Source organism: Maricaulis maris (genome assembly GCF_049116555.1).
Classification (GTDB): domain Bacteria; phylum Pseudomonadota; class Alphaproteobacteria; order Caulobacterales; family Maricaulaceae; genus Maricaulis; species Maricaulis maris_C.
This window is the reverse complement of sequence record NZ_JAGDYT010000025.1, coordinates 146657-161935: the sequence shown is the minus strand read 5'-3', so window position 1 is coordinate 161935 and position 15279 is coordinate 146657. Positions and strand designations below refer to the sequence as shown.

Annotated in this window: 14 protein-coding genes; 9 read left to right on the top strand and 5 right to left on the bottom strand. The window is 62.6% G+C overall.

All coding sequences use genetic code 11. The features are described from left to right. Window positions 1-18: 18 nt before the first annotated feature. On the bottom strand, window positions 19-1290 hold the full coding sequence (locus JXQ94_RS14875) for a UbiH/UbiF/VisC/COQ6 family ubiquinone biosynthesis hydroxylase (protein WP_421924778.1): 1272 nt from the start codon (window positions 1288-1290) through the stop codon (window positions 19-21). Between the two features lie 109 nt (window positions 1291-1399). Between JXQ94_RS14875 and JXQ94_RS14870 the strand changes: the two genes are divergently transcribed. From JXQ94_RS14870 to xth, 5 genes are all read left to right on the top strand, one after another. Beyond that, window positions 1400-3826 (top strand): DNA translocase FtsK, encoded by a 2427-nt coding sequence (locus JXQ94_RS14870; protein ID WP_421924559.1) that lies wholly within the window; start codon window positions 1400-1402, stop codon window positions 3824-3826. An 88-nt stretch (window positions 3827-3914) separates the two neighbouring features. Continuing rightward, window positions 3915-4790, top strand: coding sequence for an SMP-30/gluconolactonase/LRE family protein (locus JXQ94_RS14865; protein WP_421924558.1), 876 nt, complete (start codon window positions 3915-3917; stop codon window positions 4788-4790). Between the two features lie 75 nt (window positions 4791-4865). Beyond that, window positions 4866-5537 carry a LolA family protein gene (locus JXQ94_RS14860; RefSeq protein ID WP_421924557.1) on the top strand — a complete coding sequence of 224 codons (672 nt, stop codon included), beginning with the start codon at window positions 4866-4868 and terminating at the stop codon, window positions 5535-5537. 311 nt (window positions 5538-5848) lie between these two features. Further along, window positions 5849-6457, top strand: coding sequence for a hypothetical protein (locus tag JXQ94_RS14855; protein WP_421924556.1), 609 nt, complete (start codon window positions 5849-5851; stop codon window positions 6455-6457). Window positions 6458-6484: 27 nt separating this feature from the next. Further along, entirely contained in the window at window positions 6485-7297 is an 813-nt protein-coding gene (xth, locus tag JXQ94_RS14850) for an exodeoxyribonuclease III (protein ID WP_421924555.1), read from the top strand. Between the two features lie 17 nt (window positions 7298-7314). On the opposite strand, the gene JXQ94_RS14845 is transcribed toward xth, so the two are convergent. Then, complete coding sequence (locus JXQ94_RS14845; protein WP_421924554.1) at window positions 7315-8001, bottom strand: response regulator transcription factor; 687 nt, start codon at window positions 7999-8001, stop codon at window positions 7315-7317. Window positions 8002-8252: 251 nt separating this feature from the next. On the opposite strand from JXQ94_RS14845, the gene JXQ94_RS14840 reads away from it, so the two are divergent. After that, window positions 8253-8753: a L,D-transpeptidase family protein gene (locus JXQ94_RS14840; RefSeq protein WP_421924553.1), complete on the top strand. Its 501-nt coding sequence runs from the start codon at window positions 8253-8255 to the stop codon at window positions 8751-8753. Window positions 8754-8765: 12 nt separating this feature from the next. Here JXQ94_RS14840 and JXQ94_RS14835 read toward each other — a convergent pair whose 3' ends face one another. Next, on the bottom strand, window positions 8766-9443 hold the full coding sequence (locus JXQ94_RS14835) for a YggS family pyridoxal phosphate-dependent enzyme (protein ID WP_421924552.1): 678 nt from the start codon (window positions 9441-9443) through the stop codon (window positions 8766-8768). On the opposite strand from JXQ94_RS14835, the gene JXQ94_RS14830 reads away from it, so the two are divergent. Further along, the gene (locus JXQ94_RS14830; protein ID WP_421924551.1) at window positions 9442-10077 is read left to right on the top strand and encodes a thiamine phosphate synthase; all 636 of its coding nucleotides are present in this window, start codon (window positions 9442-9444) and stop codon (window positions 10075-10077) included. The two genes, JXQ94_RS14835 and JXQ94_RS14830, sit on opposite strands and share 2 nt — an antisense overlap. On the opposite strand, the gene JXQ94_RS14825 is transcribed toward JXQ94_RS14830, so the two are convergent. Both JXQ94_RS14825 and JXQ94_RS14820 read right to left on the bottom strand, forming a co-directional pair. Further along, the gene (locus tag JXQ94_RS14825) at window positions 10049-10480 is read right to left on the bottom strand and encodes an NtrZ family periplasmic regulatory protein (RefSeq protein WP_421924550.1); all 432 of its coding nucleotides are present in this window, start codon (window positions 10478-10480) and stop codon (window positions 10049-10051) included. The genes JXQ94_RS14830 and JXQ94_RS14825 overlap by 29 nt on opposite strands. A gap of 104 nt (window positions 10481-10584) precedes the next feature. Beyond that, window positions 10585-11757, bottom strand: a complete 1173-nt coding sequence (locus JXQ94_RS14820; protein ID WP_421924549.1) for a hypothetical protein — start codon at window positions 11755-11757, stop codon at window positions 10585-10587. 372 nt (window positions 11758-12129) lie between these two features. Between JXQ94_RS14820 and JXQ94_RS14815 the strand changes: the two genes are divergently transcribed. After that, the gene (locus JXQ94_RS14815) at window positions 12130-12624 is read left to right on the top strand and encodes a DUF3576 domain-containing protein (protein WP_295691743.1); all 495 of its coding nucleotides are present in this window, start codon (window positions 12130-12132) and stop codon (window positions 12622-12624) included. A gap of 55 nt (window positions 12625-12679) precedes the next feature. Then, entirely contained in the window at window positions 12680-15277 is a 2598-nt protein-coding gene (gene leuS / locus JXQ94_RS14810; RefSeq protein ID WP_421924548.1) for a leucine--tRNA ligase, read from the top strand. The last annotated feature ends 2 nt before the right edge of the window (window positions 15278-15279 follow it).

The following is a 15279-nucleotide window of genomic DNA, read 5'->3' as shown; positions in this document are numbered from 1 at the left end:
AGCACCGCCCCTGTCTGCTCAGGCCGCGTCCAGTCGCTGACCCCTGAGCAGACGCGGCGGATCGCCGGTCTCACCGCCGGCCTGGCGCATGAAGAAACGTCGGGCCGGGCCGATCTTGTTGACCAGAGACAGGCCAAGGCCGCGCAACTGGCGGATCGGCTCGATATCATTCGAGAAGAGGCGGTTGAAGATATCCGTCCCGGCCGCCAGCGTGGCACTGTCGAACTTGCGCCACTCCTCATAGCGTCGCAGCGTGATGAGGGCCCCGATATCAAGCCCGACACGTCGGGCTTCGCCGACGACTTCGGCCAGAGCTGCAGCGTCACGAATACCCAGATTGAAGCCCTGTCCGGCGAGCGGATGGATTCCGCGCGCCGCATCGCCAACGAAGGCGACACGGTCGTCGCAAAAGCGCTCGGCATAGCGCAGCCCCAGCGGATAGGCGAAACGCGGTCCTTCCGGACGCACATCGCCGAGAAAATCACCAAAGCGGTTTTCCAGCTCCTCCTGAAAGACCGCCTCCGGGGCATCCTTCAGCGCGTCCGCGACGGCATCGGGTTCGGTCCAGACAAGCGAGGCGCGATTGTCAGGGAGTGGCAGGATGGCAAAAGGGCCTGAGGGCAGGAAATACTCATAGGCCACGCCATTGTGTGGCTCGGCATGACGTACCGTTGCGACCAGCCCTTTCTGGCCGTATTGCCAGCCGGCCGTACGGATGCCTTCCTGCTGTCTGCGGCGTGAGAACTTGCCGTCACACGCGACCAGGAGCTGCCCGGACAGATAGCGCCCGTCTTCGAGGAACAGGTCGACTCCGTTACCGCGCTTCTCATGCCGTTCAGCGCGTGCCGGCGCGAACACCTTGATACCCGGCCGGGCCTTGATGGCCTGGATCAGGGCGAAGCGGGAATGCCGGTTTTCCGCCATCCAGCCAAGCGGCTCACCATCATCGCCCTCAGAGATTTCCCGACGGTCGAAATGCAGGGTATTCGGCCCTGGCCCGCCGGGCTTGTCACCGCCATAGGGCCGCCCGTCACACACCAGGATATGCTCGATACGCTGGGTATGCGGCTTGAGATATTCGGCTACGCCCAATGCCTCGAACATGCGCCAGGACGTGTAGGCAAGAGCCGAGGCGCGGCCATCAAAGCTCGGCGCCAGCTGGTCTTCGATCTCCAGAGCATCGACAAGGGCCACACTCAGCCCGGCCTGGTCCATCGCCAGGGCCAGGGTCATACCGGCCAGGCCGCCACCGGCGATCACAACATCGCCATCAAATTCTGCTGACTTCATCATCGGTGCAGAATAGGCGCTTTGCTGACGGTGAAAAGCGGCCAGAGCGTCGCAGCGCTGTTAACCTCTGTTTACCGCCCGGGAAGACTTGCAGCGTTAGGACGATAGGATGAGCCGCAAACCCTCAACCCGCAAAGCCAAGAGCCCCAAGTCTGCCGCCAAGCCGACCCCACGGTGGCGGCTGCGTCTGGCCGATATTGTTTTCGGCAGCCTGATGCTTGCTGCCGGTGTCTTTCTGATGGTCTCCCTCCTGACCCACAATGTGCTCGATCCGAGCTGGAATGTGGCGTCCGACGGTGAAATCGGAAACTGGATGGGACGGCCGGGCGCAACGGCCAGCGACGCTTTTCTGCAGGCGCTCGGATGGGCCGCTGGTGGTCCCGCCATCGCTCTGGTGATCTGGGGCGGCATCCTGATATGGCGGACACCGCAGCCGCGCAGCGGTTCGGTCGCGGTTTTCCGCTGGTTCTTTGCTGCACTGGGCACGACCGGTTTCGCAGCAGCTGTTGCCTCACTGCCCGTGCCACAAGCCTGGCCACTGGCGCCTGGCCTGGGTGGCGTGATCGGCGATGCGGCCCTGACGTCCCTGGCCTCATTGCCAGCCAGACTCGATCTCCCGGCCCCAGCGGCGCTGGCAGCCGGATTTGCACTCCTGCTGTCGATTGCGGGGATCTTTTTCACCTTCGGACTGCGTGCCCGCGATCTCACCAATGCCGTGGACGCCGGTGGTCTCGCCTGGGCGACATTGCGGGTCTGGTTGGATCAGCTTCGTGGACGCCTTGGACATTGGGGTCGTGATGAAGCTGACCATGATGATGAGGATGACCACCCCCTGGACCAGCGCGAAGAACCGGTGCTGAGACGCGCCATGCGCGCAGCGGAGTCCGACCCGGTGCCGGCGGCGGCCCGGGCCGGTGAGCCAGACATCGCCCCGCTCAATCCGTCCGTCAAAGTCGCGCCATCGCGCAAGTCCAAGGCGTCAGACCGTGATGTGCGCGAGGCCCAGGGGGCGTTGCCGTTCGCACGCAGTGAGGGCTTCAAGCTTCCGCGCCTCGACCTGCTTACCAAGCCGGGCGTCCGGAATGACGCGGTCGACGAGCTCGCCCTGCGCCAGAACGCGGAACTGCTTCAGGGCGTTCTGTCAGACTTCGGTGTGAAGGGCGAGATCGTCCAGGTCCGCCCGGGACCGGTCGTCACCCTTTATGAATTCGAGCCTGCTCCGGGCGTGAAGTCGTCTCGCGTGATCAATCTGGCCGATGATATCGCCCGGTCCATGAGCACAATGGCGGCCCGTGTAGCCGTCGTCCCGGGTCGCAATGCGATCGGTATCGAGCTGCCCAATCCCAAGCGCGAGACGGTTTTCCTCCGCGCCCTGTTCAATTCCAAGGCCTTTGAGGACGCCAAGGCGGAACTCCCCTTCGCCCTCGGCGAGACGATTGGCGGCGAACCCTTTGTCGCCGACCTCGCCCGCATGCCGCACCTGCTGATCGCCGGTACAACCGGCTCGGGCAAATCGGTCGGCATCAATGCCATGATCCTGTCCCTGCTTTACCGTCTCCCGCCGGAAGACTGCCGGATGATCATGATCGATCCGAAAATGCTGGAACTCTCGGTCTATGACGGCATTCCACACCTTTTGAGCCCGGTTGTGACCGATCCGAAAAAAGCCGTGGTCGCCCTGAAATGGGCCGTCCGGGAAATGGAGAGCCGCTATCTGCGCATGTCCAAGGTTGGCGTTCGCAACGTTGCCGGCTTCAATGAGCGCGTCGCCGACGCTCTCGCGAATGGTGAGGGGCTCTCGCGCACCGTCCAGACCGGTTATGACAAGGAAAGCGGCGAGCCGGTCTTCGAGACCGAGACCATTCCCGCGGAGAAGATGCCCTATATCGTCGTCGTGATCGACGAGATGGCCGATCTGATGATGGTTGCCGGCAAGGAAATCGAGGGCGCCGTCCAGCGACTGGCCCAGATGGCCCGGGCTGCCGGCATTCACCTGGTCACGGCCACGCAGCGCCCTTCGGTCGACGTCATAACCGGCACGATCAAGGCCAACTTCCCGACCCGCATTTCCTATTCCGTCACCTCGAAAATCGACAGCCGTACCATTCTGGGCGAACAGGGTGCTGAACAGCTGCTGGGCATGGGGGACCTCCTCTACATGGCATCAGGCGGCCGTCTGCGCCGACTGCACGGCCCCTTCGTCTCGGACAAGGAAGTGGAGGATGTCGCGGCTTTCCTGAAAAAGCAGGGCGCGCCAGAATATCTCGAAGCTGTCACCGCCAGCAGCGAGGAAGATGAGGGCGGCCTGCCAGGCATGGATGATGGCGAGGGCAGTGGCGATGCCCTGTTCGATCAGGCCGTGGCCGTGGTGGCTCGCGATCGCAAGGCCTCGACCTCCTATATCCAGCGTCGGCTTCAGATCGGCTATAACCGCGCCGCCACGCTGATCGAGCGACTGGAGGAAGAAGGCATGATCGGCCCCGCCGACCACGCCGGTCGCCGCGAGATCTACCTGCCGGAGCATGGTGACGCCTGAACATCGCCTCACCGGTTCGTGACTGGCCCTGCCCCCTTCCGTCTGCAAACTTGCGGACGCCGGGGGGCGGAGTTGAGGGACGACTATCTTGAAAACGACTTTTTTGGCCGCCGGCATCGCACTGGCCGGCGCAAGCGCCTGCGCCCAGGACCACCCGACGGCGATAGAATTATGGCGGACCGACTCCGTCGCTCGCCCCGAGGCTGTGCATGTCCCGGACGGCAGTGACTGGGCCTATATCGGCAATCAGGGTCCGGCCAGCGAATCCGAAGAGCCGCAGGCGACCGGCTATGTATCGCGCCTGAACCTGGTGACAGGCGAATGGCAGGCACGCTGGGTGGAGGGTTATGTGAGCCCGCTTGGCATCGTCTCGGCCAATGATCGCCTGTTCATGATCGAAGCCGCCCGGACGCTTGTGGCGATGGACCTGGAAACCGGTGCCGAGCTCGATCGCTGGGATTTCGCCCATGATGATGTCGTGTTGAACGACATAGCCATCGACCCGAGCGGCCGTGTCTGGATTACCGATACCCGTGGCGGCGCGCTCTACACGCTGACTGACGGCCTATGGGAGCAGGTTTTCAATGATGACCGTTTCACCGGGGCCAATGGGGTCGAATATGTCGATGGCTCGATCTATGTCGTCAGCTCCAGCGGCGAAGGCCGACTGATCCGGATTGATCCCGGCACGCTTGAAGCCACCGTCCTGCTGGAGAATGAGGGGTCACTGGACGGGGTGGTTACAGATGGTCGGGGCGGGCTTGTGCTGAGCGATCTTCGTGGCCGCCTCCTGCACTGGTCTGACGAACACGGCCTGACCGTGCTGGACGCCTTTGACGGCGAAGACATCATGCTCAACTCGATTGGCGGTACGCCGGACGGGCGCTTCATTTTCTCTCCGCACTGGGAGACATCTGAACTTTCCGCCCACGAAATCCGCTATCCGGACGCCAATGGCGACTGAAACAGGGCAGGCGGCTGAGCGCGACATGAACATCGCGGTCTTGCTCACGCCGCAATCCCGGGCCAGCTTGGCGACATGATCACACTGCTTGCTTCCCTGGCCCTTCTGCAGGCCACCGACCCGGCTCCGACCGATCCGCAACCCGAACCGACGGCGGCATCGACCGAGGCGCCGTTGGAGACATCCGGCCCGGTGAGAGACCGGGATGAGGTCCTGGCCGGGATCAATACCTATCTGAATTCGGTCGACACGCTCCAATCGCGCTTCATCCAGATCGCGCCGGACGGGTCTTTTGCCGAGGGCGATCTGGCCCTGTCGCGGCCTGGCCGGCTCCGCCTGGACTATGATGAGCCCAATCCGCTGCGCATCATTGCCGACGGCACCACGGTGGCGGTTGAGGACCAGGCCCTGGAAACCGTCGACCGGATTCCTTTACGCTCGACGCCTCTTTGGTGGCTTCTGAAGCCGGAGATCGACATTGAATCCGACGCGGCCATTGTCTCGATGGAGCGCGAATTCGGTTTCTTGTATCTCACACTCCGCGACCCATCGCAGGAAATGGAAGGCGAGATCATGTTCGTCTTCGCGGAACCGAATTACGAGCTGCGTGAGTGGTATGTGACTGACGCATTAGGGGAAATCACCCGGGTCAGCCTGACGGGCATGCAGTCTGGCATGCGTCTCAATCCACGCCTTTTCGTTATTCCGGAACCGGAAGAGCGGCGCAATTCCCGACGCGGTCGTTAACGGGCTGAGGCTTTTTCGACACACGCAATTCCTTTCTCATTTTTTATTTGTAAAAGTCTGAACGCTGTGGCGTTATTGTAACGCTGACTGAGAGGCAATGGATCGGCGTCGTCCCCCCGCTTGCGGATCCCGATCTCAGTCGCGCCGGATTGATCCCCTCCCGGCGCTGCGCTCGAACAGACAAGCGCATGGCTTTGCGCCCGGTCTCCTCCCCCTCGAGACCGGGCGCAATTCGTTTGAGACCTGGTTCAACCTGATCACACGCACCTAAGCCCCTGTTGCGCGGCGGGAATGAGGGTTAAATACGCCCCATGCAATTCCATGATGATCCCGATGACGCGGACATCCCGCGCCTGCTCGAAGAAATCCCGCTGCTCTACAAGGCGAAAGCTTTTGCCGAGAGCCTGAACTCCAATTCCTGGTTCGCCCGCCTCGGCGAGCCACTGGATGAGCGCGAGAAATTCCTGGCCCGCGCCTATCTGGACGGGCTGGGATTCCCCGATGCCGAGGCTGCGGTCCTGTCCGATTGGGAAGAAGCCGCAGGCGCCGCTGAAACCCTCGATCGTGACCCGGTCAGCTGGGAGGCCGAGGAAATGCTGCGCACAGGCCTGGTTTCACGCGTGCTGGAACGCCTCGACGAAGAAGCCGTTTCGGCTGCGCTCTCCATGGTCGCCCAGAAGACGGGCGATAGCTCCCGAGACATCGTTGAGGACGCCGCCGCAATGGACGATGTCGAAGACATGGCGCTGGTGAACGCCGCTGCCGGCGCGCTTGCCCAAGCCGCCAATGGCGCCGCCCTCGTTATCCTGGCCGAGGCCGAGGATGACGAGCCGCCTCACCCCTTCCTTGCACGCTGGCGCCTCTTCGCGCGTGGGCGCTGGCCGGTCGGCTTGGCCGGGTCCACTTATAATATCCTCTGATCAATACCATCTGACGGAAAGTCTGCCATGCCGCTCACACTTGCCAGCTGGAATATCAATTCCGTGCGCCTGCGCGCCGTCCCGCTCATCGCTGACTGGGTTCGCGAAGCCGACCCGGACGTGCTCTGCCTGCAGGAAATCAAATGCCAGAACGACCAGTTCCCGGAGGAGAGCTTCCGCGAAATGGGCTTCAAACATTTCCATGTGCGGGGCCAGAAGGGCATGCATGGCGTCGCCATCGCGTCGAAATACCCGCTTGAGGACCTTGGCGATTGCGACCTGTGCCCGCGCGGCGAGGCGCGGCACCAACGCGTTGGCGTGGAAGGTCTGGAATTGCACAATTTCTACATTCCGGCGGGCGGAGACGAGCCGGATCCGGCGATCAATCCCCGCTTTGCCCACAAGCTGGCATTTCTCGAGCGGATCGAGCGCTATTTCACCGAGCGAGCCGCCGACAATGCGCCGCTTGTCCTGGTGGGCGATTTCAATATCGCCCCCTATGAGCACGATGTCTGGTCACACAAGCAATTGCTGAAAGTGATCTCGCATACGCCGATCGAGACGGAAGCCCTGGAACGAATTCGCCAGGCAGGCCAGTTCTCGGACATCGCCCGCGAACTCATTCCGATGGACGAGAAGATCTACACCTGGTGGAGCTATCGCGCGAAAGACTGGCGCAAGGCCAATCGCGGCCGGCGGCTGGACCATATCTGGGCCGCACCGGCCGCCCGCGACCGGGCCCTGTCTGGCGGCCGAGAGGCGTTCCGGATCTGGGAAGACGAACGGAGTCGGGAGAAGCCGTCTGATCATGCACCGGTGGTCCTGACCTTCGGCGACTGATCCCGGGCAGTCCGGCTTCAGTTCTGAAGCCGGTAGCCGCCGCTCTCCGTAACCAGAAGCCGGGCGTGCGCCGGATCGGGTTCGATTTTCTGGCGCAGGCGATAGATATGGGTTTCCAGCGTGTGCGTGGTCACCGCCGGATTATAGCCCCAGACCTCGTGCAGAAGCTCGTCGCGCGGCACCGGTTTGCCGCCAGACCGATAGAGATATTTGAGAATATTCGTTTCTTTCTCGGTCAGGCGGATTTTCTTTTCGTCCGACGTCAGCAAGAGCTTCATGGCCGGCCTGAATTCATAGGGTCCGACCTGGAAGACGGCATCCTCGCTCTGCTCATGACTGCGCAAATGAGCCCGTACGCGCGCGAGCAGAACCGAAAACTTGAACGGCTTGGTGACATAGTCATTGGCGCCGGATTCGAGGCCAAGGATCTGATCGGCGTCCGTGTCCTGACCCGTCAGCATGACGATGGGCGCGGTAATCCCGTTCTTGCGCATGAGGCGGCAGGCCTCGCGCCCGTCCATGTCCGGCAATTCGACATCAAGCAGAATGAGGTCAGCGCGCTCATTGCGGGCGATGCCCATGCCGCCACCAGCCGTGTCTGCCGACAGGGTCCGGAATTCCTCATGCAGGGCGAATTGCTCGACGAGCGCTTCGCGAAGGTCTTCATCGTCATCGACGATCAGAATGGTTTTTTGCGCGTTCATGCGTTGATCATGCCCATTTCGTTTCACAAGGCAATTCCTGCCGGGCGGCAGAATGTGCCCGGCAGTTTTTGCTGGTACGGCCAAATTTGCCCAGTTTTGTGTGTGCCCGGTCTGGCCTTGAACTTGCTTGGTTAATGACAGGTCCGGTTGCCCGGACAAACCTCCGTGGTGGGGGAGGCGAAGTGGACAGCCGCACTTTCCAGTGCCGTTCGTCCCTCGCCGACCACCGCGTTACCCGCTACGATTCCCGAATGGATTGGCAAGTCAGCCGAAATGGCCACCTCTCGCTGGAAAACCGCAAGGTACGCGCAGCCCTTGGTCGCGCGGGAGTCACGAAGGCGTCAGACAAGTGTGAAGGTGATGGCGCAACCCCGCTCGGTGCCTATGCGGTGCGACGCGTCCTCTATCGCGCGGACCGCCTGGACCGGCCGCAAACGGTGCTTCCATGCCGCCCCCTGCAAGCCAATGATGGCTGGTGCGATGCCCCGGATGACCCGGCCTATAACCGACCCGTCCGTCGGCCCTATCCAGCCTCCCACGAGGCCATGTGGCGTGAGGACGGGCTTTACGACATCATCCTGGTTCTCGGCCATAATGATAATCCACCCATTGCGGGTGCCGGATCGGCGATTTTCCTGCACTGCAAGCGGGACGACTACAAACCGACCGAGGGCTGTATCGCGCTCGACCCGGACGATGTCCGGGCCTTGCTCGCCGCCCTCCAGCCGGGCGACACGCTGACAATCGCCTAGCCGTCTCGGCTGTTAGCTGTCCCTGGGACCGAAAAACCCTGTCCCGATCCGCACCGAGGTCGCGCCCAGGCGGATGGCGGTCGGATAGTCGGAACTCATGCCCATCGACAATTCCGGCACGCCCAGACCGGCCGCGAGCCTGGCGAGCAGCGCAAAATGCAAGCCGGGCGGCTCCTCGACCGGAGGAATGCACATAAGACCGTCTATCGTGAAACCGTATTGCGTGCGCATTCGGCCCACGAAATCATACAGCTCGGCGGGAGAGACCCCGGCCTTTTGCGGTTCCTCTCCGGTATTCACCTGAACGAAAAGGCGCGGCGCCTTCTTCTGGGCATCCATTTCCTTGCGCAGGGCCTTGGCCAGCTTTTCCCGATCGAGAGTCTCGATGACATCGAACAGGGCTACAGCCTCTGCCGCCTTGTTGGACTGCAGGGGCCCGATCAGGCGTAATTCGAGATCCGGCCAGCCAGCGCGGCGCCCGGCCCAGTGCGCCTGGGCCTCCTGGACCCGGTTCTCGCCGAAGACACGCTGGCCGGCTGCCAGGGCCGCCTCCAACCGCGCTTCGGGCTGGCGTTTGGAGACCGCGACCAGTTTGATGGTATTCGGTGGACGGTCCGCATCCTTTGCGGTCGCGAAAATATCGTCGAGGAGGGCCTGACGGCGTGCCTGTATATCCGGAATATCAGTCATGACGTCGCCCTACGATGCAGCGCGAAAGATGGCAAGCGCGGCCGTGCGTGCGCGCGGCGAAAACAGGGCCATGACACCAGCCCTGCTTGCCCTCACCGACCCGCAACGCCAACCCGACCCGCTCGCCCTCGCTCGAAACCTGCCGGCGGGTAGCGCCCTGGTCTATCGGCATTTCGGCGCGCCCGATCGCGTCGCCCTGGCGCATGAAACCGTGCGCCTGGCGCGGGCCCGTGGCGTGCAGGTCCTGATTTCCGGCGACGCTGTGCTTGCCCGGAATTGCAATGCCGACGGGGTTCACTGGCCGGAACGCATGTTGGCCCGGGCGCATCATGAACGCGCCTGCGGGAATACCGGACTTTTCACGGGGTCGGCACACTCACCGCTGGCCCTTTCCCGCGCGCAGGCGAGCGGGCTGGACGCGGTATTGGTCTCCACCGTTTTTTCCAGTGCAAGCGCAAGCGCCGGACATCCGATGGGCCCCTTGGCGCTGGCCGCGTGGGCGAGGCGTTCGCGCATACCGGTTTATGCACTCGGCGGCGTCAATTTGCGCACAGTCAGACGTTTGGCAGGCTTTGGGATGTCAGGTGTTGCGGTGGTCGGCGCGATCAGAAGCGCAGGGCCGACTCAAACTTGATTTCCGGCTGACGCTCTTCCTCGTCGTTATTGCGAACGAAAAAGCTGTCATCGGGGGACGCAAAGCGAACCTGGCCACCCAGACGGATGCGATCGCCAAAGGTCACGAAGGCGCCGGCCGTCAGATCATCATCAAGGCGCGGATCCGACCGCTCCAGTGTGCCCAGCGTCACGCCCCAGCGCTCGCCGAACTCGAGGTCATAGGTCGTTACCTCGTCCATTTCCGGGGTCGGCGCCTCGGCCATGGAGAGCGTGAACGCTTCATACCAAGGCGCAACGGCATCGGTTTCAGCCGTATTGTCCTGGGCGAAAGCACCTGGCGCGCAGAGGATCATGGCCGCGGCCGCACCGGCCACGGTTGATTTTCTACCAATGATTTCAAACGGATCGATCCGCCAGATCATTGCACTTCTCCCTCACGCCCGATATTTGTAGCGCAGCGAACTTGACCAACCCAAACAGAATCTGCCGCAAGGGTGAAAGAAGTCAGAGTCCTGTGGCGGATTTGTCAGTATCGCCAGCCCAGCTCGACAAAGGCCGTGACATGACTGGCCTCAATCTGGCGGCGCCCCGCGCCGGTCAACACCGGGCTGGCCGTCCGCGCAGACTGCAGACCAAATGCGACGAGGCCATGGTCACCAACCAGACGCGATGTGGCCGCCTGCCAGACCGCGGTGTCCTGGTGGATGAAATCATCGCTCGAGGCCGCATATTCAAGCGTGGAGAGCCAATCGCCCTGTTCCCATCCGGCCGATACCGACCACGCCTCGAGGGCACCGGAGCCGTCCACGCCATTATTGCTGCGCCGCCAGCGCCCGCCGGCGCGCCAGGCCTGCCAACGCCAGGACAGGCCCGCATCGACACTCTCGACGGGATCGAAACCAGGCGGACCGTCCAGGCTGCCCGCCTGACTGGTAGCGAGGCTCGCCGCCCATTCATTGTCGCCGCGGCGGATTTGATAGGTCAGGGCGAGCTCCGAGACGGCTTTGTTGATTGAGCCGGCCTGGCCGCCCGGGCCTGTCCGCCGCGGGCAGGTATCAACGCCGCACTGGCTGACCTCAGGCGTGAAGGAGACAGACGCGCGCAACGTCCCGACACTGCTTTCCTGGCCCAGGGCGATGGATCGGAAAACCAGTTTGGGATCGTGGCCGGACACATGACTCTCGGTCCGGATCGCTCCGGGACCTGCCGCGACCAGATGGCCCCCATCCGCCCGCACCAGTCGGGCGGTCGCCGGGCCGCCGACTGGATCAAGCCTCGCAGCCCCCGGGCCGTAGCCAAGGCGCAATTCGCCCCAGCCGGTATCGGCAAAAACATAAGCTTCGGACACCATGGCGCGAACCCGACTTCCGTTTTCAACGCCGTCGCTGAAAAATTCGCTGTCGCCGGCGATCGGGGTCGAGGTCGGCGAGACCAGCGTCGCGCAATCGCCGCTGCCCGCCGGGCATGCGCCGGTACGGCCCCCACTGGAGGAAAGGTGTTGGTCACGCTCGGCATGACCGGCAAGGACCCAGCCCCAGCGACGGCCGCCTTGGGTGAAGCCCTCGAAGTCAACGCCCAGCTCCATATCGCCGAGCCAGGCAGGGCGCGTAGTCGGTGTATCGCCGGCCAGTAGAACCAGGCCGAGATCGGCCCGCCAATCGAGACTGTACTCGGCGCCCAGATCAAATGGATCCGACACTGATGAGGCTGAATTATCAGGAATGGTTGGGCTTTGAGGGAATGCCGGCGGGCCCGCAAGCGTTCCGGACAGAGCGGCGAAGAAAATCGCGCTGGTTGTCCTTCTCATCGCTCGCGGTCCCGCCGATCGGCCCCGTCCCCCCGGACGTCGCGCCTTACAGGAGGTGAGCGCGCGCCTTCGGTCAAGCACCGGGAAAGAGTTGAACGCGTGTTCACCAGAATATGTTGCAGGTTTGCCACGCCCGACCGGGTGCCTTTCGCCGCTGGCGCGCGCGAATTCGCGTGTTATACAAGTCGTTCAAAACCTGAGGCGCATTCGCGTCCTGCAGTTTCTCGCGCGTTTTCGCCGTTTGTTTCGAAGGAGTCACGGCACATGTCGGACCGTCGGATTCTTGGATTGATCCTTTCTGCCGCCATTCTCACACTTCCGGCTTGCGCATCGCGCAATGCCGATACGGCGGAATCGTCGTCGGAGTCATCCGGATTGCGTCTGCCATCATTGCCAAACCCGTTGGCCGGCAATCGCGTCGCCGAGCCGGAAGGCATCGGAGTGAACGGTTTTCTCTGGCGTGCCAGCCTGGACACGATCAGCTTTATGCCGCTGGCTGAAGTCGATCCGTTTGGCGGCGTCATCGTGACCGATTGGTATGCCAATCCGCAGATGGCGAGCGAGCGCTTCAAGCTCACAGTCTACATTCTCGATACGCGCCTTCGTGCTGATGCACTGGCCGTCAGTGTCTTCCGTCAGGTTCGCAGCGAGAGCGGCGAGTGGATTGACGCCGAAACCGGTGGCCAGACGGCTTATGATATCGAGAACGCTATTCTGACCCGCGCGCGTCAGCTGCGAATCTCGCAACTGGAAAACTAGTCAGGCTGCTCAGCCTGATCGATTACCGGGGGCGCGGCGCGGCCGCGGGCCAGACATGACACGATACAATCCTCGCGAGGCCGAACCCAAGTGGCAGGCGGCCTGGGATGCCTGTGATGCGTTCAAGGCCCTTGGCCCCGACGCTTCGGGCGGCAAGCCGAAATACTATGTGCTCGAGATGTTTCCCTACCCGTCCGGGCGGATTCATGTCGGCCATTCCCGAAACTACGCCATGGGCGATGTCGTCGCGCGCTACAAGCGGGCCCGGGGCTTCGACGTATTGCATCCCATGGGCTGGGACGCCTTTGGCCTTCCCGCCGAGAATGCTGCCCGTGATCGCGGTGTGCATCCGGGGGCCTGGACCTATGACAATATCGACGCCATGCGGGGTCAGTTGCAGCGCCTCGGCCTGGCGATCGACTGGAGCCGTGAATTCGCGACCTGTGATCCGGCCTATTACCGTCACCAGCAGGCGATTTTCACGCGCCTGATGGAACGCGGTCTGGTCTATCGCAAGACCGCCAAGGTGAACTGGGATCCGGTTGACCAAACCGTCCTGGCCAATGAACAGGTCATCGATGGTCGGGGATGGCGCTCGGGCGCCCTTGTTGTCCAGCGCGAGCTGGATCAATGGTTCTTCAAGATCACCGAATATGCCGACGAGCTGACCGATGCGCTCGACGATCTGGATCGCTGGCCGGACAAGGTCCGCACCATGCAATCCAACTGGATTGGTCGCTCGCGGGGTGCAGAAGTGCGTTTCCCGCTGACACAGGCCGATCTGGCGTCCCAGTTCGGCGACACGATCGACGTCTTCACGACACGGCCCGACACACTGTTTGGTGCCAGCTTCCTGGCCCTCGCACCGGACCATCCCATCGTCAAGGCGCTGGCCGTGGACGATCCGGAAATTGATCGCTTCATGCATGAATGTGCCCGCATGGGCACCACCGCCGAGGAGATCGAGAAAGCACCCAAACGCGGTGTGGACCTCGGAATCACGGTCAAGCACCCCTTTGATGACAATTGGGAATTGCCGGTCTGGTCGGCCAATTTCGTGCTTTCTGGCTATGGAACGGGCGCCATTTTCGGCTCGCCCGCCGGCGATCAGCGTGACCTCGATTTCGCCCGCAAGTACGAGCTCGCCGTCAATCCGGTCGTGCTGCCGCCAAATGCCTCTGCCGAGGAACATGCAATCGAGGACGAGGCCTATACGGGGCCGGGGACGATCTATAATTCCCGCTTTCTCGACGGCCTTTCAACGGATGAGGCCATCGAACGCGCCATCGCGGAGCTCGAGACGTTGAAACTGGGCGAGGGCGCGACCAGCTATCGTCTGCGCGACTGGCTGGTTTCCCGCCAGCGCTATTGGGGTTGCCCGATTCCGGTCGTCCATTGCGATGATTGTGGTGTTGTTGCTGTTCCTGATGATCAATTGCCGGTCAAATTGCCGGAAGACGTCACGTTTGATCATCCCAGCAATCCACTGGAACGTCATCCGACCTGGAAAGACACCGAATGCCCGACCTGCGGCAAGCCGGCCCGTCGGGAAACCGACACGCTGGACACATTTGTCTGCTCGTCCTGGTATTTCCTCCGCTTCACCTCTCCCTGGGCAGAGGACACCCCTTTCCTGGCCAGCGATGCCGAGCATTGGATGCCGGTTGACCAGTATGTCGGCGGGGTCGAGCACGCGATCCTTCACCTGCTCTATGCTCGCTTCTTCACGCGCGCGCTGAACGATGCCGGCCTGATGAACATGACGTCGGGCGAGCCCTTCGCGGGCCTGTTCACCCAAGGCATGGTGACCCACGAGACCTACAAGTCGGCCGACGGAAAATGGCTTTTGCCCGATGATGTCGACCAAGGCCCGGACGGGCCGGTCGAGATCGCCACAGGCAAGCCGGTGACGGTTGGCGCCATCGAGAAGATGTCGAAGTCGAAGAAAAATGTTGTCGACCTCGATGCCTTTATCGAGAATTACGGTGCCGATGCTGCCCGGTGGTTCGTCCTCTCCGACTCCCCGCCGGAGCGCGACGTCGAGTATACCGATAGCGGCGTCGAAGGTGTGTGGCGCTTTATCCAACGCCTCTGGACGACCGTGAACTCTCTGCCCGATGGCGCTCCGGGTCCCCTTACCATAGCCGGTGATGCCAGCGGCGATGCGCTCGATGTGCGGCGCGCGGCCCACAAGGCGCTGCAGACGGTCACCGAAGCGATTGAGGGCTTCCGGTTCAACTCGGCCGTCGCCCAGGTCCATGACCTCGTCAATGTCCTGCGCAAGTATGAGCCGGTCGATGCGTCCGGGGTCGCTGCCAAGGCCGAGGCTCTTGGAATTCTCGTGCGCATGATTGCGCCCTTCGTCCCGCACCTTGCTGAAGAATGCTGGGAGATTCTTGGCGGAGACGGGCTGGTCATCGATGCAGCTTGGCCCGTCGCGGAGTCCGCATTGCTGGTGGACGACAGCGTCGTCATGCCCATCCAGGTGAATGGCAAGCGTCGAACCGAGATCGAAGTACCCAAAGGGTCCACACAGGACGCTGTACAGGCTCAGGCCATGGCGGATGAAACCGTCCAGCGGGCTCTCGAAGGGCTTACCGTTCGCAAGGTTATCGTGGTACCTGATCGTATCGTGAATATCGTCGCAGGATAAGA

Coding starts and splice junctions, on each gene's coding strand:
- JXQ94_RS14875 (WP_421924778.1), bottom strand. CDS start 1,290: ATGAAGTCAGCAGAATTTGATGGCGATGTTGTGATCGCCGGTGGCGGC.
- JXQ94_RS14870 (WP_421924559.1), top strand. CDS start 1,400: ATGAGCCGCAAACCCTCAACCCGCAAAGCCAAGAGCCCCAAGTCTGCC.
- JXQ94_RS14860 (WP_421924557.1), top strand. CDS start 4,866: ATGATCACACTGCTTGCTTCCCTGGCCCTTCTGCAGGCCACCGACCCG.
- JXQ94_RS14855 (WP_421924556.1), top strand. CDS start 5,849: ATGCAATTCCATGATGATCCCGATGACGCGGACATCCCGCGCCTGCTC.
- xth (WP_421924555.1), top strand. CDS start 6,485: ATGCCGCTCACACTTGCCAGCTGGAATATCAATTCCGTGCGCCTGCGC.
- JXQ94_RS14845 (WP_421924554.1), bottom strand. CDS start 8,001: ATGAACGCGCAAAAAACCATTCTGATCGTCGATGACGATGAAGACCTT.
- JXQ94_RS14840 (WP_421924553.1), top strand. CDS start 8,253: ATGGATTGGCAAGTCAGCCGAAATGGCCACCTCTCGCTGGAAAACCGC.
- JXQ94_RS14830 (WP_421924551.1), top strand. CDS start 9,442: ATGACGTCGCCCTACGATGCAGCGCGAAAGATGGCAAGCGCGGCCGTG.
- JXQ94_RS14835 (WP_421924552.1), bottom strand. CDS start 9,443: ATGACTGATATTCCGGATATACAGGCACGCCGTCAGGCCCTCCTCGAC.
- JXQ94_RS14825 (WP_421924550.1), bottom strand. CDS start 10,480: ATGATCTGGCGGATCGATCCGTTTGAAATCATTGGTAGAAAATCAACC.
- JXQ94_RS14815 (WP_295691743.1), top strand. CDS start 12,130: ATGTCGGACCGTCGGATTCTTGGATTGATCCTTTCTGCCGCCATTCTC.
- leuS (WP_421924548.1), top strand. CDS start 12,680: ATGACACGATACAATCCTCGCGAGGCCGAACCCAAGTGGCAGGCGGCC.